At 71.3% G+C, this 18030-nt stretch carries 21 protein-coding genes and 1 pseudogene; 15 read left to right on the top strand and 7 right to left on the bottom strand.

Annotated features, from left to right (window positions below; all coding sequences use genetic code 11):
- The first annotated feature begins 157 nt into the window (after positions 1–157).
- The 5 genes and pseudogenes from ACFZDL_RS14425 (at position 158) to ACFZDL_RS14405 (ending at position 2944) form a co-directional block, all read left to right on the top strand.
- A complete protein-coding gene (locus ACFZDL_RS14425; RefSeq protein WP_353589504.1) occupies positions 158–1006 on the top strand; it encodes a Scr1 family TA system antitoxin-like transcriptional regulator in 849 nt (282 codons plus the stop codon).
- Positions 972–1220: a DUF397 domain-containing protein gene (locus tag ACFZDL_RS14420; RefSeq protein ID WP_391191149.1), complete on the top strand. Its 249-nt coding sequence runs from the start codon at positions 972–974 to the stop codon at positions 1218–1220. The genes ACFZDL_RS14425 and ACFZDL_RS14420 overlap by 35 nt, the downstream gene beginning before the upstream one ends.
- 10 nt (positions 1221–1230) lie before the next feature.
- Positions 1231–1434 (top strand): DUF397 domain-containing protein, encoded by a 204-nt coding sequence (locus tag ACFZDL_RS14415; protein WP_353589502.1) that lies wholly within the window; start codon positions 1231–1233, stop codon positions 1432–1434.
- A pseudogene (locus ACFZDL_RS14410) lies at positions 1409–1501 on the top strand (DUF397 domain-containing protein); the annotation flags it as partial. The gene ACFZDL_RS14415 and the pseudogene ACFZDL_RS14410, both read left to right, overlap by 26 nt.
- A 339-nt stretch (positions 1502–1840) precedes the next feature.
- Positions 1841–2944: an ATP-binding protein gene (locus tag ACFZDL_RS14405; protein ID WP_353589764.1), complete on the top strand. Its 1104-nt coding sequence runs from the start codon at positions 1841–1843 to the stop codon at positions 2942–2944.
- A 25-nt stretch (positions 2945–2969) separates the two neighbouring features.
- Here the strand turns inward: ACFZDL_RS14405 and ACFZDL_RS14400 are convergent, their stop codons facing one another.
- Together ACFZDL_RS14400 and tnpA are read right to left on the bottom strand one after the other, a co-directional pair.
- Positions 2970–4178: a transposase gene (locus ACFZDL_RS14400; protein WP_353589501.1), complete on the bottom strand. Its 1209-nt coding sequence runs from the start codon at positions 4176–4178 to the stop codon at positions 2970–2972.
- Entirely contained in the window at positions 4175–4597 is a 423-nt protein-coding gene (tnpA, locus tag ACFZDL_RS14395) for an IS200/IS605 family transposase (protein WP_353589763.1), read from the bottom strand. The genes ACFZDL_RS14400 and tnpA overlap by 4 nt, the downstream gene beginning before the upstream one ends.
- A 278-nt stretch (positions 4598–4875) precedes the next feature.
- Here tnpA and recO point away from each other — a divergent pair, with 278 nt between their 5' ends.
- The 6 genes from recO to ACFZDL_RS14365 all read left to right on the top strand — a co-directional run bounded on the left by recO (position 4876) and on the right by ACFZDL_RS14365 (position 10134).
- Positions 4876–5625 (top strand): DNA repair protein RecO, encoded by a 750-nt coding sequence (gene recO, locus ACFZDL_RS14390; RefSeq protein ID WP_353589500.1) that lies wholly within the window; start codon positions 4876–4878, stop codon positions 5623–5625.
- Between the two features lie 34 nt (positions 5626–5659).
- Positions 5660–6499: an isoprenyl transferase gene (locus tag ACFZDL_RS14385; RefSeq protein ID WP_353589498.1), complete on the top strand. Its 840-nt coding sequence runs from the start codon at positions 5660–5662 to the stop codon at positions 6497–6499.
- 146 nt (positions 6500–6645) lie between these two features.
- Positions 6646–7185 carry a hypothetical protein gene (locus ACFZDL_RS14380; protein ID WP_353589496.1) on the top strand — a complete coding sequence of 180 codons (540 nt, stop codon included), beginning with the start codon at positions 6646–6648 and terminating at the stop codon, positions 7183–7185.
- A 230-nt stretch (positions 7186–7415) separates the two neighbouring features.
- Positions 7416–8234, top strand: a complete 819-nt coding sequence (locus ACFZDL_RS14375) for a CPBP family intramembrane glutamic endopeptidase (protein WP_353589494.1) — start codon at positions 7416–7418, stop codon at positions 8232–8234.
- Between the two features lie 23 nt (positions 8235–8257).
- Positions 8258–9538, top strand: a complete 1281-nt coding sequence (locus ACFZDL_RS14370; RefSeq protein WP_353589492.1) for a sensor domain-containing protein — start codon at positions 8258–8260, stop codon at positions 9536–9538.
- On the top strand, positions 9490–10134 hold the full coding sequence (locus ACFZDL_RS14365) for a response regulator transcription factor (RefSeq protein WP_353589490.1): 645 nt from the start codon (positions 9490–9492) through the stop codon (positions 10132–10134). The genes ACFZDL_RS14370 and ACFZDL_RS14365 overlap by 49 nt, the downstream gene beginning before the upstream one ends.
- Positions 10135–10169: 35 nt before the next feature.
- On the opposite strand, the gene ACFZDL_RS14360 is transcribed toward ACFZDL_RS14365, so the two are convergent.
- From ACFZDL_RS14360 to ACFZDL_RS14345, 4 genes are all read right to left on the bottom strand, one after another.
- Positions 10170–10589: a Fur family transcriptional regulator gene (locus ACFZDL_RS14360; RefSeq protein ID WP_353589488.1), complete on the bottom strand. Its 420-nt coding sequence runs from the start codon at positions 10587–10589 to the stop codon at positions 10170–10172.
- 89 nt (positions 10590–10678) lie between these two features.
- Positions 10679–11599 carry a metal ABC transporter permease gene (locus ACFZDL_RS14355; protein ID WP_353589486.1) on the bottom strand — a complete coding sequence of 307 codons (921 nt, stop codon included), beginning with the start codon at positions 11597–11599 and terminating at the stop codon, positions 10679–10681.
- Between the two features lies 1 nt (position 11600).
- Entirely contained in the window at positions 11601–12467 is an 867-nt protein-coding gene (locus ACFZDL_RS14350) for a metal ABC transporter ATP-binding protein (RefSeq protein ID WP_353589484.1), read from the bottom strand.
- A 29-nt stretch (positions 12468–12496) separates the two neighbouring features.
- Complete coding sequence (locus tag ACFZDL_RS14345; protein ID WP_353589482.1) at positions 12497–13456, bottom strand: metal ABC transporter substrate-binding protein; 960 nt, start codon at positions 13454–13456, stop codon at positions 12497–12499.
- Between the two features lie 220 nt (positions 13457–13676).
- Here ACFZDL_RS14345 and ACFZDL_RS14340 point away from each other — a divergent pair, with 220 nt between their 5' ends.
- Both ACFZDL_RS14340 and ACFZDL_RS14335 read left to right on the top strand, forming a co-directional pair.
- Positions 13677–15059: a glycine--tRNA ligase gene (locus ACFZDL_RS14340; RefSeq protein WP_353589480.1), complete on the top strand. Its 1383-nt coding sequence runs from the start codon at positions 13677–13679 to the stop codon at positions 15057–15059.
- Between the two features lie 119 nt (positions 15060–15178).
- Complete coding sequence (locus ACFZDL_RS14335; protein ID WP_353589478.1) at positions 15179–15472, top strand: hypothetical protein; 294 nt, start codon at positions 15179–15181, stop codon at positions 15470–15472.
- Here the strand turns inward: ACFZDL_RS14335 and ACFZDL_RS14330 are convergent.
- The gene (locus ACFZDL_RS14330) at positions 15441–15995 is read right to left on the bottom strand and encodes a hypothetical protein (RefSeq protein ID WP_353589476.1); all 555 of its coding nucleotides are present in this window, start codon (positions 15993–15995) and stop codon (positions 15441–15443) included. The two genes, ACFZDL_RS14335 and ACFZDL_RS14330, sit on opposite strands and share 32 nt — an antisense overlap.
- A 194-nt stretch (positions 15996–16189) precedes the next feature.
- On the opposite strand from ACFZDL_RS14330, the gene ACFZDL_RS14325 reads away from it, so the two are divergent.
- Together ACFZDL_RS14325 and ACFZDL_RS14320 are read left to right on the top strand one after the other, a co-directional pair.
- On the top strand, positions 16190–17383 hold the full coding sequence (locus tag ACFZDL_RS14325; protein ID WP_353589474.1) for a histidine kinase: 1194 nt from the start codon (positions 16190–16192) through the stop codon (positions 17381–17383).
- Positions 17371–18015: a response regulator transcription factor gene (locus ACFZDL_RS14320; RefSeq protein WP_353589472.1), complete on the top strand. Its 645-nt coding sequence runs from the start codon at positions 17371–17373 to the stop codon at positions 18013–18015. The genes ACFZDL_RS14325 and ACFZDL_RS14320 overlap by 13 nt, the downstream gene beginning before the upstream one ends.
- Positions 18016–18030: the final 15 nt, after the last annotated feature.

Genomic DNA, 18030 nt, shown 5'->3' with positions numbered 1-18030 from the left:
CCCAACGCGGTGCGTGATGGTTCCGATGCGTTGTGCTATCGAGACCATAAGGCATAGATGAGCACAGGTGCTATAGCTACGTAGTATTGGTGCTCTCGTTGGACGTGTGGGAACGTCTCACGCGACACTGTGTTCGGGAGTGAAGGGGAGGGCGTACATGCCGAGGACGGCCCCGACCGCGCGGCAGCAACGGCTCGGAGCGGAGCTGCGCAAAATGCGCGAGCATGCCGGAATGAACGTGGCCCAGGCCGCCCAGCAGTTGGGGGTGGACCGAACCCGCATCAGCAATACGGAAGCCGGTCGCTTCGGCGTGAGCGAGGAACGTGTCAGGGCGCTTGCCGCGATCTATTCGTGCGGGGATCAGGTCTACGTCGACGCCCTTGTATCCATGGCTACCGAGCGCGGCAATGGCTGGTGGGAGGAGTACCGGGGAAAGCTCGCAGCCAGTGCACTGGATCTGGCTGAGCTGGAACACCACGCGGTGCGGCTGCGCTTGGCACAGATCATGCATATTCCTGGGCTTCTGCAAACCGAGGATTACGCGCGGGCCGTGTTCTCTACAGCGGAGCCCGAACCCACGCCCGTACAACTCCGGTGTCGGCTGTCCCATCGGCTGCGGCGTCGCGACGTGCTGGATCGCGAGGAGCCGCCGCAGTGCACGTTTCTCATCCATGAGGCGGCGTTGAGGTTGCAGTTCGGTGGGGCCAAGGTGGCCTTGCGACAGCTGGAGTACGTGGTAGAGGCGTCGGAGCGAGACAATGTGACCGTACGCGTCATCCCGTTCTCGGCGGGAGGGTTTCCGAACGCGGGCAGTTCCACGACATACGTCACGGGGCCCGTGCCACAGCTGGATACGGTGCAGATCGATTCGCCGACCGGCAGCGCTCTCCTCGACGCGGAAACATACCTGGCCAACTATCGAAGAGTTCTGGATCGGACGGAAGCGATGGCGCTGTCCCCTGAAGACTCACGTGACTTCATTCTCGCCATCGCGCATCAACTCTGAAGGCGTGGAGATGTCTGGAATACAGTGGCAGAAGTCCTCGTACTCGGCCGATGCTGAAGGCAACGCCTGTGTTGAGTTGGCTCGCGCTCCCGGCTCGACGATCCTGCTCCGTGAGAGCGACGACCCACAGGTGATCATTGAGACCTCCCCGGCCGCCCTCCGGGCGCTGACGCAAGGGATCAAGACTGGTGAGTTCGATGCCCTGGCCGGCTGAAGGCATCGGCATGTCCGGCATACGGTGGCAGAAGTCGTCCTACTCGGCGGACGGCCCCGGCAACAACTGCGTCGAGCTGGCTCACGTACCTGACGCGGCAATCCTCCTGCGGGAGAGCGACGACCCGCACGTGATCATTGCGACTACCCCGGCTGCTCTCCGGGCGCTGATACGAGGGGTCAAGACCGGTGAGTTCGACGCACTGGCCGGCTGAGGGCTGGCGGAAGTCCTCCCACTCGGCTGACGCCCCAGACAACGCCTGCGTCGAGCTCGCCCGAGCGCCGGACACCGTCCTCCTGCGGGAGAGCGACGAACCGCACACCGTGATCGCAACCACCCCCCGCCGCCCTCCGCGCCCTCACCCGCGCCGTGAAGGCCGGGCGGTTCGATCGCCTGCCCCACTAGGGGGTGTCCGGGGGCTTCGCCCCTGGACACCGGAGTCTGGGGCGGAGCCCCGGTTGAGGCCCGCCGCAGGCGTCACGAGCCGCCGGACAGGGCCTGGGCGTGAGGCCCCGCCTCCCCGTGGAGCGGACCGCTACAGTCGGCCCGGCGCGCGGCGCCGGGCCCGCGCGCGGCGCCGGGCCCGCCGCGAGAACAGGCACACGCACAGGGGGACACGCATGCCAGGGGGCCGACTTGCCGGACGCGCGGCGGAACGCGCGATGCTCACCGAGCTGCTCGACGGCGTCCGGGCCGGCGCCGGGCGGGTCCTGGTACTGCGTGGCGAGCCCGGCGTCGGCAAGTCCGCGTTGCTGCGGCACGCCGCGGAGCTCGCCGCCCCCGCCAAGGTGCTGCGCGCGACCGGGGCCGAACCCGAGACGGGCCTCGCGTTCGCCGCCCTGCACCAGTTGCTGCGGCCGGTCGCCGGGCTCATCGACGCGTTGCCCGGTCCGCAGCGGGACGCCGTGCGCGGGGCGTTGGGGCTGGCCGTGCCGCCCGCCGCGCAGGACCGGTTCCTGGTGGCCGCGGGGGTGCTGTCGCTGCTGGCCGAGGCCGGGGGGCCGCACGGGCTGCTGTGCGTGGTCGACGACTTCCACTGGGTCGACCGGGCCTCCGCCGACGCCCTGCTGTTCGCCGCGCGCCGCCTGGACACCGACGGCGTGGGGCTGCTGATCGCCACGCGCGACACCCCCGACACCCGGTACGCGCTGCGCGACCTGCCGGAACGGCGGCTGACCGGGCTGGACGCCGCCGACGCGGCCGCCGCCCTCGCCGACTGGGCGGCCGTGGAGCCCTCGCCACGGGTCGCGGCGCTGATCGCCGAGGCCACGGGCGGCAACCCGCTCGCCCTCCAGGAGACCGCCGAGCTGCTGACGGCGGGTCAACTGGCGGGTCACGAGCCGCTGCCCGACCCGCTTCCGCTGGGCGAGGAGGTCACCGCCGTCTACGGCGGCCAGCTCGCCGCGCTGCCCGCCGGGACCCGCCGGGTGCTGCTGACCGCCGCGCTCGACGGGCGGGGCGACCCCCGTGTGGTGCTGGCCGCCGCCGCCCGGCTCGGGGCCATGGAGCGCGCCCTGGAGCCGGCCGAAGCCGCCGCCCCGAGGCCGGCCGGGGCCGAACCTGGAGGTCGAACCCGTCGGCGCGCTGGTCAAGGTGCAGGCGCCCACCCTGGTTGTCGAGGGCACCTGCGAACCGGCCAAACCCGGACACGGGCAGCTGATCGCGGAGGCGGTCGCCGGGGCCCGGCTGCTGATGGTCCAGGACGTGACTCCACCCACGCGTAAACGCGCGGGCTTCCTGCGTCGGTGGCTAAGCCGCCGCGCAGAGGACCAGCCCGGCCCTGTTGAGGACGTTCGTCGCGCCGACGTGGTCCGCGTTCGCCGCGAACCCGCACGCCGTGCACTGGAACTGTTCCTGGGTGACGCGGTTCTCCTTTGCGACATGCCCGCATTCGGGGCACGTGCGGGAAGTGTTGCGCGCGTCCACCGGGACCACCAGGCGACCGGCACTCTCAGCCTTGTTCGCCAGGATTCCGAGAAACTGCGCCCAACCCGCGTCGAGGATGCTGCGGTTGAGCCCGGCCTTCGCGGCAGCACCGTTCGGCAGGAAGCTTCCGGGCTGCTCAGGGTCGGCCTTGGGTGCGGGACTCTTGGTCATGCCCGCAGTGTTCAGCCGCTCGTGCGCGATCACGTCGTGGTCGGTGATGAGCGCGCGGGCGGTCTTGTGGTGGAAGTCGGCGCGATGACGCCGGATCTTGCCGTGCAGCTTGGCGACCTTCCGGGCGGCGGCCCGATGTGCCTTGGTGCGCCGCCGGGTCCGCTTGGGGAACGTCGCGAGGTGCCGCTGCGCTCCGGCCAGTTCATCGGCCATCGCCTGAAGGAAGCGCGGGTTGCCGACGTGTTCGCCGTCCGAGGTGGTCAGGAAGTGGGCGACGCCCATGTCGATACCGACGATCGCCCCGGCGGGCGGCAGCTCCTCGGCGGGCACCTCGTCGCAGGCGAGGACGACGTACCAGCGGTTTCCTTCACGCTTCACACTGATCGTCTTGACGCGGCCCTGCGCGGGCCGGTGCTGGTGCACGCGGACATGCCCCACGCCCTGGAGGCGGACGCGGGTCTGCGGGTCGTGGGGCGTCGAGTCCCAGCGGCAGCCGTCACCGTCCTTGGGGAAGGTGACAGTGTCGAAGTGCCCGACGCCCTTGAAGCGCGGGTAGCCCGGGGTCTGCCCGGCCTTCACGCGGCGGAAGAACGCCTGGAACGCCTTGTCCAGGCGGCGCAGGGTGGCCTGCTGCGAGGAGAACGACCAGCGTCCTTGGCGCTCGGGGTCAACCGCGCGGATCTCCTTGAGCTGCGCGGACTGATCCCCGTACTTGACGCTCGTCTTCGAGGCGTGCCGGTAGGCGTCGCGCCGCTCTTGAAGGGCGCCGTTGTAGAGCGAGCAGTGGTCACGCAGCATCTCGCCCAGCGCGACCGCCTGACGGGCCGTGGGACGCAGGAGGAACTTGTACGCGCGGATCACGAGCCGTCCCCCTTCTTCCACGGGCGTTCCCACTGGGTGTTGATGTACTTCTCGACCGTCGCCGCCGAGACTGCGCCGGCCGACGCCGCGAAGTACGACGACGACCACAAGGTGGGCATCCGCGACTTCAGATGCGGGAACTCCTCACGCAGGACGCGGGAGGTGAAGCCCTTGAACTGGTTGGCCACGTACGAGGCCGACGACTTCGGGTCGTGCTTCACGAACAGGTGGACGTGGTCGGGCATCACCTCAAGGGCGATGATCTCCCAGCCGCGCTCCTCCGCCTTCTGCCGGATCAGTTCGTCCAGTCGTTCCGCGACCCGGCCGCCGAGGACCGGACGGCGGTACTTCGGGCACCACACCACGTGGAGCCCGAGGTCGTACACGCCGCCGGAGAATCGGCGAACCTTCCTGGTCACAGTCACGCGATCACTATACACGCGCCACAGGTCTAGTGCGGCAGAAAGGTCGGCTCAGGTGAACAGTGCGGATCCATGCACACAGCTGAGGTCAGAGCAGGGCTCAGAAGCCATTCCCCACCCCGCCAAAGCGGGGCGTCCCCTGGCTAGGTTCTGATGGGCCACATGATCGCGCCGGAGGTGGTCGAGCCGATCGCGTCGGCACTCGTCGCCCACTTCGCCACCGCCTGAGCGGACGGCGTTCTCCGCGGTGTCCGCCGTCATGGAGAATGAGGGCCATGAGTCTGTTCCGCGACGACGGCATCGTGCTGCGCACCCAGAAGCTGGGCGAGGCGGACCGGATCATCACGCTGCTCACCCGGGGTCACGGCCGGGTACGGGCCGTGGCCCGGGGAGTGCGGCGGACGAAGTCGAAGTTCGGGGCGCGGCTCGAACCGTTCAGCCATGTCGACGTGCAGTTCTTCTCGCGCGGGGGCGGCGAGCTGGTCGGCCGCGGGCTGCCGCTGTGCACACAGAGTGAGACCATCGCTCCGTACGGCAGCGCCATCGTGACCGACTACGCCCGCTACACCGCCGGTACGGCCATGCTGGAGACCGCCGAGCGGTTCACCGACCACGAGGGCGAGCCCGCCGTGCAGCAGTACCTCCTGCTGGTCGGCGCGCTGCGCACGCTCGCCTCGGGGGAGCACGAGCCGCATCTCGTCCTGGACGCGTTCCTGCTCCGCTCCCTCGCGGTCAACGGCTACGCGCCGAGTTTCGACGACTGCGCGAAGTGCGGCATGCCCGGGCCGAACCGGTTCTTCTCGGTCGGCGCGGGCGGGGTGATCTGCGGGGAGTGCCGGGTGCCCGGGAGCGTCGTACCCTCGGCGGAGGCGCTGACGCTGCTGGGCGCGCTGCTGACCGGGGACTGGAAGACGGCGGACGGGTGCGAGGCCCGGCATGCCCGGGAGGGCAGTGGGCTCGTGGCGGCGTATTTGCACTGGCACCTGGAGCGGGGGCTCCGGTCGCTGCGGTATGTAGAGAAATAGAGCGCGGAAGCATTCAGAGGGAGACGGCAGGCACATGGCACGACGCGGGATTCTGGGCCGACAGCGGCGCGAGTACCGGGCCCCGGACCCGCACCCTTCGGGTGCCCGTCCGCCGAAGATCCCCGGTGAGCTGGTGCCCAGGCATGTGGCCGTCGTGATGGACGGCAACGGCCGCTGGGCCAAGGAGCGCGGGCTGCCGCGCACCGAGGGGCACAAGGTGGGCGAGGGCGTGGTCCTCGATGTGCTCAAGGGGTGCCTGGAGATCGGGGTCAAGAACCTCTCCCTCTACGCCTTCTCCACCGAGAACTGGAAGCGCTCGCCCGACGAGGTGCGCTTCCTGATGAACTTCAACCGGGACGTCATCCGCCGCCGCCGCGACGAGATGGACGAGATGGGCATCCGTATCCGCTGGGCGGGGCGGATGCCGAAGCTGTGGAAGTCCGTGGCGCAGGAGCTCCAGGTCGCGCAGGAGCAGACCAAGGACAACGACGCCATGACCATGTACTTCTGCATGAACTACGGTGGCCGGGCCGAGATCGCGGACGCGGCGAAGGCGCTGGCGGAGGACGTCAGGGCGGGCCGTCTCGACCCGGCGAAGGTGACCGAGAAGACCTTCGCGAAGTACCTCTACTACCCCGACATGCCGGATGTGGATCTCTTCCTGCGGCCGTCGGGCGAGCAGCGCACGTCCAACTACCTGATCTGGCAGAGCGCCTACGCGGAGATGGTCTACCAGGACGTGCTCTGGCCGGACTTCGACCGCCGCGACCTGTGGCGGGCCTGCCTGGAGTACGCCTCGCGCGACCGCCGCTTCGGCGGGGCGATCCCGAACGAGGTGCGGGAGAAGGACGGTTCCCAGCCGGGTCCGCGCTGACGCCGACCACGCTCACACTCCTCACGGCCGGTGCCGCCGTCCACACGGACGGTGGCGCCGGCCGTCGTCGTCCTGTGCCGACGGGCGTTGACGGGGTACTCGGGTAGCCACAGCGGTAATCCGTCGATCCAGAGGAGGTGCGTGCCGTGCGCGGCTTAAAGCGCTGGCTCGACCGTAGTCTGACCGCTCAGGCGGCCCTGATCGTTCTGCTGGGTGTGGGTATCTCCGCCCTGGTGCGCCGGGACGAGCCTCCGGCGTCGTGGGTGGTTCACGGCGTGCTCTACGCCGGCGTGGGCATCGCGATCGTCGCCGCGCAGCGCCGCAGGGCCGGCCGTGCGGCGGGCACCGACGCGCGCGGACTCGCCGAGCTCAACCGCAAGCTCCGGCACCGTGAGGTGCCGAGCGAGCCCGAGGAGCGGGAAGCCATGCGGCGGCTCGTCGCGGACCATCTGAGGCGGATGGAGCGGGCGGGCCGGTGGCTGCCGTACTGGCTGGGCTTCATGGGCCTGATCGCGGTCGGCATCCTCGCGGTCGGGGTGGCCACCGGCTCCTGGCTCTTCCCGCTGGTCTACGCGGTCTTCATGGCCGGCCTCTGCTCCTGGGTGCTGTGGATGCGGCGCCGCTCGTTCGACCGCTGCCACTTCATGCGCTCGGCCCTGGAGAGGCAGCCCGAGCCGGTGCGTTGAGCTCCGCCGCCGGAACGGCCGCGCCGGTCGCGCTCTCCACAACCTGTGTTATGGGCCCCGGACAAGGTGCTCGAGGTCCGCAAGGTGCGGGACTGGCTGCGGCTGGGCAGGCGATGAGCTGCACCTAGGTACACCCCTGTTCGGCAGCTGTGTGCAAAGCCGGCGGGCTCCCCGACCGGCATCGTCGACAGCGACGAGATCCGGTTCGACCCGATCGGGGGCCTGGCGGTATGCACACGTGGAAAGCGAAGGCGGGGGTGTTCCTCGCGGTCACGTTCGTGACGGCGGGGGCGTTGGGCGGGGCGCAGCCCGCGACGGGGATACCGGTGGAGGTCATCGAGCTGACCCAGTTCGGGCCCGCGCTGGGCGTGGCGGCGGTGGCGCTGCTGTGGCCCTCCCCGGTGCGGGCGCTGCTCGCCGGGGCGTGGCCCGGCCGCCGGGCGGGGCGGCCGGCGGGCCCTTCAGCGCAACCGGCGGGCCCCTCGGCGCGGCCGGCGGGCCGTGCCCTGCCGCTGTTCGCCACGGCGCTGCTGATCACCGCGCTGAGCGCGGGCGCGTACGCCCTCGCCACCGGTGACGCCCATGCCACCGACCCGCGCACACTCGACCACCCCTTCGCGCTGATCGTGGTGGCGCAGTTGGCCGGCGCGTGCGGGGAGGAGATCGGCTGGCGCTGCTTCTTCCAGCCCCTCCTGCGGACCCGCTTCGGCCCGCTCGCCGCGTCGACCACGATCGGCGCGGTGTGGGGCGTGTGGCATGTCCAGGTGTTCGCGCAGGCCCCGGCGTACGCGGCCGGGTTTCTGCTGGGCACGGTGGCGATGTCGGTCGTCCTGGGGCTCGGTCTTGAGCGGGTACGGGCCAACCGGCTGCTGCTGGCGGGCGGCTTCCACGCCCTGGTCAACCTGGGCATGCTGCTGTTCATGGACGAGGAGTCCGGCGCCGTGCTGCCCATGGTGCTCTTCGGGGCCGCGTGCCTGGTGGCGGCGGTGCCATGGGTGCGCCGGGCCCCGGTGGCTACGATCCCCGCCATGGCGCACTCGGCGCGCTGATTCGACGGGAGCGATGAGCGGTCATGGGGGGATGGGGAGCCGGCGGCCTGCGCGCCCTCGTCCGGTGTCAGCTGCTCGGGCTGGTGGCCCTGGCGGTGGCCGCCGTCGGCGCTCTGGTGATCGGCGCGCTGCTGCTGCTGCCGATCGGGGCCGGGTTCCGGCTGCTGCCGCCCGCCGCGGCGGCCCTGCGCGGGCTCTCCGACCGGTACCGGTCCTGGACCGCCCGCTGGACGGGCACGGCGATCAGCCCGCCGGACCCGCTCGCGCCGGACCGGTCCGCGTCCGAGCGGCCCCGACGGCGGGCGGCCGCGGTCCTCGGCGACGAGGGGTTCTGGCGCGATCTGCGGTGGGCCTGGCTGGAGCCGTGGCTCGGGGGGCTGCTGGTCGCGCTGCCGCTCGCCCTCGTCGAGTACGGGGCGTTCGGCGCGCTGGTGCAGCCGTTCATCTGGCGGATCGTCGACGACGGCAACTGGTACGCCTTCATCCCCGTGCGCTCCACCCCGACGATGCTCGCCGCCCTGGCCCTCGGCCTTGCGTTCATCGCGGCGGGGGTGCGCCTGGCCCCCGGCGTGCTCGGACTGCACGCCCGCTGGAGCCGCCGGCTGCTGTCCGCGCCGCGCAGCACCGAACTGGCCCGGCGCGTCGAACGGCTCACCGGCATCCGCGACGAGTCGCTGGACGCGCAGGCGGCCGAACTCCGCCGTATCGAACGGGACCTGCACGACGGCGCCCAGGCCAGGCTGGTCGCCCTCGGCATGACGCTGGACGAGGCCACCCGGCTCCTCGACGTCGACCTGGAAGCCGCTCGCGGGCTCCTGCTGGACGTGCGCGAGACCTCCGCGCGGGCGCTCCAGGACCTGCGTGACCTGGTCCACGGCATCCAGCCCCCGGTGCTCGCCGACCGGGGGCTCGGCGATGCCGTACGGTCGCTGGCGCTCGACAGCTTCCTCGACGTCCATGTCGAGGCCCGGCTGCCCGGACGGCTTCCGGCGCCGGTCGAGTCCGCCGCCTACTTCGCGGTCAGCGAACTGCTCGCCAACGCGGCCAAGCACTCCGGCGCCCAGGAGGTGCGCATCGCCCTGACGCACGAGGACGCACGGCTGCGGGTCACCGTCACCGACGACGGCCGGGGCGGCGCGGACCCGGCGCGGGGGACCGGACTGCGCGGCGTACAGCGCCGGTTGGGTACCTTCGACGGCACCCTCGCCCTGCGCAGCCCGCGGGGCGGCCCGACCACCGTGACCTTGGAGATCCCGTGCGCGTCGTCCTCGCCGAAGACCTCTTCCTGCTCAGGGACGGGCTGACGCGCACCCTGCGGGAGCACGGCTGCGAGGTGATCGCCTCCGTGGACAACGGCCCGGCCCTGCTGCGCGCGCTGCGCGAGGAGGACCTGGACGTCGCCGTGGTCGACATCCGTCTGCCGCCGACCCACACCGATGAGGGGCTGCAGGCGGCCCTGGAAGCCCGCCGCACCCGCCCCGCGCTGCCGGTGCTGATCCTCTCCCAGTACGTGGACCAGCTCTACGCCCATGAGCTGCTGGCCGGGGGCGAGGGCGGCATCGGCTATCTCCTCAAGGACCGGGTCACCCACACCGGGCAGTTCATCGACGCGGTGCGCACCGTCGCGGCCGGCGGCACGGTCATGGACCCGCAGGTCATCTCCAAGCTGCTGGCCCGCAGCGACGCCAGGGGGCGCACCGGCGGCCTCACCCCGCGCGAACACGACGTCCTGAAGCTGATGGCCGAGGGCCGGTCGAACGCCGCCATCGCGCACACCCTGCACGTCAGCGAGAGCGCGGTCGCCAAGCACACCGCGAGCATCTTCGACAAGCTGCGGATCGAACCGTCGGCCGACGACAACCGCCGTGTCCTGGCGGTCCTGGCCTATCTCAAGCGGTGAGGCCGCTCAGGGGCGTGAGGCCGCCCCGGGCCCGGTTACGCCTGGGGCGCCGCCGCGCAGTCCCCGCAGGTGCCGAAGATCTCGATCGTGTGGGCGACGTCCACGAAGCCGTGCTCCGCCGCGATCGCGTCGGCCCACTTCTCCACGGCCGGGCCCTCGACCTCGACTGCCTTCCCGCAGGAGCGGCAGACCAGGTGGTGGTGGTGCTCGCCGCTGCTGCAGCGGCGGTAGACGGCCTCGCCGTCGGTGGTGCGCAGGACGTCGACCTCGCCCGCGTCGGCGAGGGACTGGAGCGTGCGGTAGACCGTGGTCAGGCCGACGGAGTCGCCGCGGTGCTTGAGCATGTCATGGAGCTCCTGCGCACTGCGGAACTCGTCCACCTCGTCCAGCGCCGCAGCCACCGCTGCCCGCTGCCTGGTGGACCGGCCGCGTACTGGGGGACCGGCGGTCACCACAGTTGCCTCCTCAACATCGCCTGCTCGTCGCCTGCTCGTACGTCGCGCATCCGCGTGGCCATTGTGCCAGGGAAAGCTGAGCGCACGGACTAGACGAGGACATCGTCCGCTTCGCCCGTCCCCGCACCCGGTGCGGCCGCGCGGGCGCCGGGGAGCGGGAGGGTGCAGCGCTCCTCGGCCGCGGCGGCCCTGCGGGCGCGACTTCTGGCCAACGGGGCGGCGAGCGCGGTGATCGCGGCGAAGACGGCGATGGCGAGTACGACGATGCTGGCGCCGGGCGGGACGTCCTCGTAGAAGGAGAAGACCGTGCCGGAGAGCGTCACCACGACGCCGATGGCGACGGCGAGCGCGAGCGTCATCGCGAAGCCTCGGGTGGCCTGTTGGGCGGCCGCGACCGGGACCACCATCAGGGCGCTGACCAGCAGCAGGCCCACGACGCGCATGGCGACGGTGACGGTGACGGCGGCGGTGATCGCCAGCAGCAGGTTGAGGGTGCGCACCGGCAGGCCGGTCACCCGCGCGAACTCCTCGTCCTGGCACACCGCGAACAGCTGGCGGCGCAGCCCGAGGGTGATCAGCACGACGAAGGCCGCCAGGCAGCTGATCGCGGTCACGTCCTCGGGCGAGACGGTGGTGATCGAGCCGAAGAGATACGTGGTGAGGTTGGCGTTGGAGCCGGTCGGCGAGAGGTTGATCAGCAGCACACCGCCGGCCATACCGCCGTAGAAGAGCATCGCGAGGGCCAGGTCGCCGCGCGTCTTGCCGTACCAGCGGATCAGCTCCATGAGGATCGCGCCGAGCGTGGAGACCGCGACGGCCGTCCACACCGGGTTGGTGCCGGTCAGGAAGCCGAGCGCGACGCCGGTGAGCGCGACATGGCCGATGCCGTCGCCCATGATCGCCTGGCGGCGCTGGACGAGGTAGATGCCGACGGCGGGGGCGGTGATGCCGACCAGGACGGCGGCGATCAGGGCCCGCTGCATGAACGGGTAGTCGAGGATTTCCAACATGTCAGGTCAGCAATCCCGTCCGGATCGGTTCGGCGTCGTGCGCCGCGTGCGGGTGTACGTGGTCATGGCCGGGCAGCGCGTGCTGGCCCACGGCCTTGGGCGGCGGGCCGTCGTGGACCACGCAGCCGTCGCGCAGCACCACCGCGCGGTCGATCAGCGGCTCGAGCGGGCCGAGCTCATGGAGCACCAGCAGCACGGTGACGCCCTGGGCGACCTGCTCGCGCAGCGTCTGGGCGAGGATCTCCTGGCTGGCCAGGTCGACCCCGGCCATCGGCTCGTCCATGATCAGCAGTTCGGGCTCGCCGGCCAGCGCACGGGCGATCAGCACCCGCTGGTGCTGGCCGCCGGACAGCGCGCTCACCGAGTCCTTGGCGCGGTCGGCCATCCCGACCAGCTCCAGCGCCCGGCGCACCGCCGCCCGGTCCGCCGCGCGCGGCGGACCCAGCCGCCTGCGGGCCAGCCTCCCGGAGGAGACCACCTCGCGGACGGTGGCGGGCACACCGCTGGCCGCGGTGGTGCGCTGCGGTACGTAGCCGATACGGGCCCAGTCGCGGAGGCGGCGGCTGGGGGCGCCGAACAGCTTCAGCTCGCCGCCGGACAGCGGCACCTGGCCGACGACGGAGCGCACCGCCGTGGACTTGCCGGAGCCGTTGGCGCCGAGCAGCGCGACGACCTCGCCGCGCCGTACGGTCAGGTCGACGCCGCGCAGCACGGGGCGGCCGCCGAGCGAGGCGGTGGCGCCCCGCAGGGATATGACGGCCGGGGCCTCGTCGGAGGCCTTGGTGGGGGTCTCGGCAGGGGTCTCGGCCGGGGCCTTGTCGGAGGTCTTGGTGGCGGTCTCGGGGGGTGTGGCGGGTTCCGGCTTCATGCGGCTTCCTCCGCTCGTCGTTTCGCGCCTCACTTGGCGCCCAGGGCCGTCTCGAGCGCCTTGAGGTTGGCGTGCATGACCTCGAAGTAGTCGTCACCCTTGGACTTGTCGCTGATGCCCTCGATCGGGTCGAGCACATCGGTGCGCAGACGCAGATCGCCCGCCAGGGTCTTGGCGGTCTTGTCGCTCACCAGTGTCTCGAAGAAGACGGTGCCGACCTTCTCCTTCTCCGCGACCGAGTGCAGGGCCTTCATCCGGGCCGGGCTGGGCTCGGACTCCGGGTCGATGCCGGAGATGGCCTCCTGGCGCAGCCCGTAGCGCTCGGCGAGATAGCCGAAGGCGGCGTGGGTGGTGATGAAGGTGTCCGAGGTGCGGCCCTTCAAGCCCGTCCTGAAGTCGTCGTTCAGCGCGCCGAGCTGCTTGACCAGCGCGGCGGTGTTCTTCTTGTAGTCGGCCGCGTTGTCGGGGTCGGCCTTCTGCAGCGCCTTGCCGACACCCTCGGCGACCTGGGCGTAACGCACCGGATCCAGCCAGATGTGCGGATCGGAACCGGCGTCCTCGCCGGAGTGCTCGTGCTCGTCGTGCCCGTGGTCGCCGTCCACCTCGGTGCCGTGGTCCTCCAGGGTGGTGAACGAGGCCGCGTCGGCGACGTGCTTCGGCTCGGCCTGGACGATGGCGGCGTCGACGGCCGGCTGCAGACCCTTGAGGTAGACGACCAGTCCGGCCTTGCTGAGGTCCGCGGTCTGCCGGGCGCTGATGTCCAGGTCGTGCGGTTCCGCGCCGGCCTTGGTCAAACTGGACACATGGACGTGACCGCGCCCTATGCGCTCGGCGAGGAACTGCATCGGGTAGAACGACGCCACCACATCGAGTTTGCCGTCCGTACGGCCGTCTGTCGCATCGGCGGAGCAGGCTGTGAGTGTCGTGGTCAGAGCGAGAACAGCGGCTCCGGCGACGGCGGCCGGGAAGGTGGAGCGGCGTATGTTCATGACTCTCATTTTCAACAAAGATGGAAACGATTGTCAACAAAGGGTCTCTTCTTGATCGTTTTCTCGATCGTTTCGCATACCGATTTGATCCGAGGGGTGGAGCCGCCGGTAACCTGAAGCATTCGCTTTGTCGTCCGCTCGCCGTCCGCAAAGCCGCCATCAGCCGACACACAGTCGTCTCACACAGTCGTCATCAGCCGTCATCAATGAAGAGAGCACCGTGGCCGCCGACAAGATCGACACCATCGTCAGCCTGAGCAAGCGCCGTGGCTTCGTCTACCCGTCCAGCGAGATCTACGGCGGGCAGCGAGCTGCCTGGGACTACGGACCGCTCGGCGTTGAGCTGAAGGAGAACATCAAGCGCCAGTGGTGGCGCTCGATGGTCACCTCGCGCGACGACGTGGTCGGACTCGACTCGTCGGTGATCCTCGCCCGCGAGGTCTGGGAGGCGTCCGGCCACGTCGCCACCTTCACCGACCCGCTCACCGAGTGCACCTCCTGCCACAAGCGGTTCCGCGCGGACCACCTGGAGGAGGCGTACGAGGCCAAGCACGGCCGGCTGCCCGAGAACGGGCTGGCGGACCTCAACTGCCCGCACTGCGGCACCAAGGGCAGCTTCACCGAGCCCAAGCAGTTCTCCGGCCTGCTCTCCACGCACCTCGGCCCCACCCAGGACTCCGCCTCGGTCGCCTATCTGCGCCCCGAGACCGCTCAGGGCATCTTCACCAACTTCCTCGCCGTCCAGCAGACCTCGCGCCGGAAGCCGCCGTTCGGCATCGCCCAGATGGGCAAGTCCTTCCGCAACGAGATCACCCCGGGCAACTTCATCTTCCGCACGCGTGAATTCGAGCAGATGGAGATGGAGTTCTTCGTCAAGCCGGGCGAGGACGAGACCTGGCACGAGTACTGGATGGAGCAGCGCTGGAACTGGTACCGCGACCTCGGCCTCCAGGAGGCCAACATCCGCTGGTACGAGCACCCCAAGGAGAAGCTCTCCCACTACTCCAAGCGCACCGCCGACATCGAGTACCGCTTCAACCTCGGCGGCTCGGAGTGGGGCGAGCTCGAGGGCGTGGCCAACCGCACCGACTACGACCTGAAGGCCCACTCCCAGGTCTCCGGCCAGGACCTGTCGTACTTCGACCAGGAGGCCGGCGAGCGCTGGACGCCGTTCGTCATCGAGCCGGCGGCGGGCGTGGGCCGCGCGATGCTGGCCTTCCTCCTCGACGCGTACGTCGAGGACGAGGCGCCCAACGCCAAGGGCAAGATGGAGAAGCGCACGGTGCTGCGGCTCGACCCGCGCCTCGCGCCGGTCAAGGTCGCCGTGCTGCCGCTGTCCCGCAACCCGCAGCTCTCGCCGAAGGCCAAGGGGCTCGCGGCGGACCTGCGCAAGCACTGGAACATCGACTTCGACGACGCGGGCGCGATCGGCCGTCGCTACCGCCGCCAGGACGAGATCGGCACGCCCTTCTGCGTCACCGTCGACTTCGACACCCTTGAGGACAACGCGGTGACCGTGCGTGAGCGCGACACGATGAAGCAGGAGCGGATCTCCCTCGACCAGATCCAGTCCTACCTGGGCGGCCGACTGATCGGCTGCTGACCAGGGCGTTTCATAAAGCGATCAGGCCATGACGGGCCCTGGCGCCGCGGGTAGACTGCCGCGGCGCCAGGGCCCGTCGGCTCTGCGGGAACGGGGGTTCTGGAATCGTGTTGCGAGGCGTGACGCACCACATCACGGCCACCCGCGAGGACGGCACCGTCTTCGAGGTGAGTTACGGATACGGCGCGCGGCAGCGGCGGATGCTCAGCTGTCTGCACTGCGACTGGGAAGAACAGATCACCTACGGCGGCGTCCGGCACAAGGCGCTCGATCACCTCGCGCAGGCACACGGCGCGGTCGGCAGCCCGACCATGACGGCCGACGCGCGGGCGCGGCGGCAGGTGCTGTGGACGATGACGGTCTGCTTCCTGATCGCCGCGGTCATCCTGTGGTGGGCCACGTCCCGGACGTGAGGTCGGCGGCTTCGGGGCCGGTGCGGCGCGTCCCGGGGGCCCGCTTCAGGGCCAGCACGGCACACAGCGCCGCCAGCGGCAGCTCCGCGCCCACGGCCATGGCCAGGGCCGCGGCCAGCTCGGCGCCCGGGGCCGCGGTCACGGTGTCGAACCAGGCGTCCACCACCAGCAGCGCGCAGGTCGCCGCCGCGGTGAGCCGGTGGCGGTCGTCGCCCCGCCGCCGCAGCAGCCCGGTGGCCACCAGCCCAACCGCCTCCAGCGCGTCCAGGCCCACCCACGCGACGTTCCAGTGACCGACCTGGGCGGTGGGCGGCAGCGTCGTCGCCAGGACGACGAGCCAGGGGACGAGCGCGACGCCGCTGCCGAGCAGCACGCACTCCACGGCCCGGGTGCCCCGGCGGCTGCGGCGGGCCGGGCCGCCGAGCCCGGCCCGAGTCGCGCGGGCGGCCCGTGCGGCCCGTGCAGGGCGGGCAGGGCGGGCAGTCCGCGCAGGGCGGGCCGTGGGGGCGTACAGGGCGCTCATCAGGGCTGATCTCCTTCCGGCCCGACTCGGCTCGGCTGCGTGTCGGCTGCGTCTCGGGCACGGCCACCAGCCTCCCCGGCGCGATCGCGCCTGTCGGTAACGCGAGTTGCCGATTGGGGGTGGCACTAGTTGCACCTCCGATCCGGGTACGGGCGTCAGCGACCGGCCCCGAGGCGGCGGTTTAAGGTCGGCGCATGAGACTCCCCACCGCGCCACGAGCAGCGCTCGCCCGGCTGCGGCGCGACGCGGTATTCCTGCTCGCGGGCATATCCGTGCAGTTCCTGGCCCTGTTGGTGTTGAGCGTGCCGTGGCTGGTCGACGACCAGATCGTGTCCCTGCCGGGTGTCCTGGTCGCGGTCGCCCTGCCGGTCGGCGCCCTGGCCGCCGTCAGCCCGGCGTTCACCCGGATGCAGCGGCGCCGTTTCAAGGGTCTGCTGGACGTCGACATCCCCGGCCCGGCACGCTGGGAACGGCAGCTGCGCTACAACCTGCTGGTCGGCCCGGCCATCGCATGCGGCGGGGCACTCGTCTGGTGCTTCGCTCTGGTGGTGGGGCTGGCGGCTTCGACCGTGCTCACCTGGAGCCCGCTGGGCGGGCGGCTGAAGTTCCTCCCCACCACCATGGCGGCCACGTATGTCACCGCGCTCGGCCTCGCCCTGCTCGCCCTCGCGTACTGGCTCACCGGCGCCCTCGTACGGCTTGACGTCCGCGCCGCCACCGCGCTGCTGGGCCCCGACCCGGCGAAGGAGCTGGAGCGCCGGGTCGAGGACCTGACCGAGCGCCGCGCGGGCACCGTCGACGCGGCCGACGCCGAACGCCGCCGCATCGAACGCGACTTGCACGACGGCGCCCAGCAGCGGCTCGTCTCCATGGCGGTCAACCTCGGCCTCGCCAAGGCCACGCTCGGCGATCTGCCCGAGGAGGCCCGCAAGGTCATCGACGAGGCGCACCGGGAGGCCAAGGAGGCCATCGAGGAGCTGAACAACCTGGTGCGCGGGCTGCACCCGGCCGTCCTCGACGACCGCGGGCTGGACGCCGCCCTCTCCGGCATCGCCGCCCGCGCCCCGCTGCCGGTACGGCTGCACATCGACATCCCCGAACGCCCCGCGCCCACCGTCGAAGCCGTCGCCTACTTCGTCGTCTCCGAGTCCCTGGCCAACACCACCAAGCACGCCCAGGCGACGGGGGCCGACGTCACGGTCGTCAGAACGGGCGACATACTGCGGGTGGTGATCGCCGACGACGGGGTCGGCGGCGCCGACCCCGCCCAGGGCAGCGGCCTCACGGGGCTCGTGGGGCGCGTGGGCTCCGTGGACGGGACCTTCGACCTCAGCAGCCCCCGCGGGGGCCCGACCGTCCTCACCGTGGAGCTGCCGTGCGTGCTGTGATCGCCGAGGACTCGGTCCTGCTGCGGATCGGCCTGGTGAAGGTCCTCCAGACCGCGGGCTTCGAGGTCACGGCGGAGGCGGACGACGCGGACGGCCTGCTCGCGGCGGTCGAGGAACACCGCCCGGACATCGCCGTGGTCGACGTCCGGATGCCCCCGGGCTTCACCGACGAGGGCGTACGGGCCGCGCTGCTGATCCGCCGCCAGTGGCCGGACACGGCGGTGCTGCTGCTGTCCCAGTACGTGGAGGAGCGCTACGCCGCGGACCTGCTGACCACGCACACCAGCGGCATCGGCTACCTCCTCAAACAACGCGTCGCGGACGTCGAGGACTTCATCGCCGCCCTCCACCGCGTCGCGGGCGGCGGCACCGCCCTCGACCCCCAGGTCGTCGCCCAACTCCTCGTCCGCCGCCACCGCGACCCCCTCGACCGGCTCACCGCCCGCGAGCGGGAGGTACTGGAGCTGATGGCCCAGGGGCGGTCCAACGCGGGGATCGCGGAGGGGCTGGTGATCAGCGAGTCGGCGGTGGCCAAGCACATCAACAGCATCTTCGTGAAGCTCGACCTGCCGGTGGCCGACGGCGACCACCGGCGGGTCCTGGCGGTCCTGCGCTTCCTCGGCGTGGGGTGAGCGACCGGGGCGCCG

Origin of the sequence: Streptomyces sp. NPDC007917 (genome assembly GCF_042959105.1) — a bacterium.
Lineage (GTDB): Bacteria > Actinomycetota > Actinomycetes > Streptomycetales > Streptomycetaceae > Streptomyces.
Note: the sequence above shows the minus strand (reverse complement) of the source record. Positions and strands in the feature narration are given on the sequence as shown.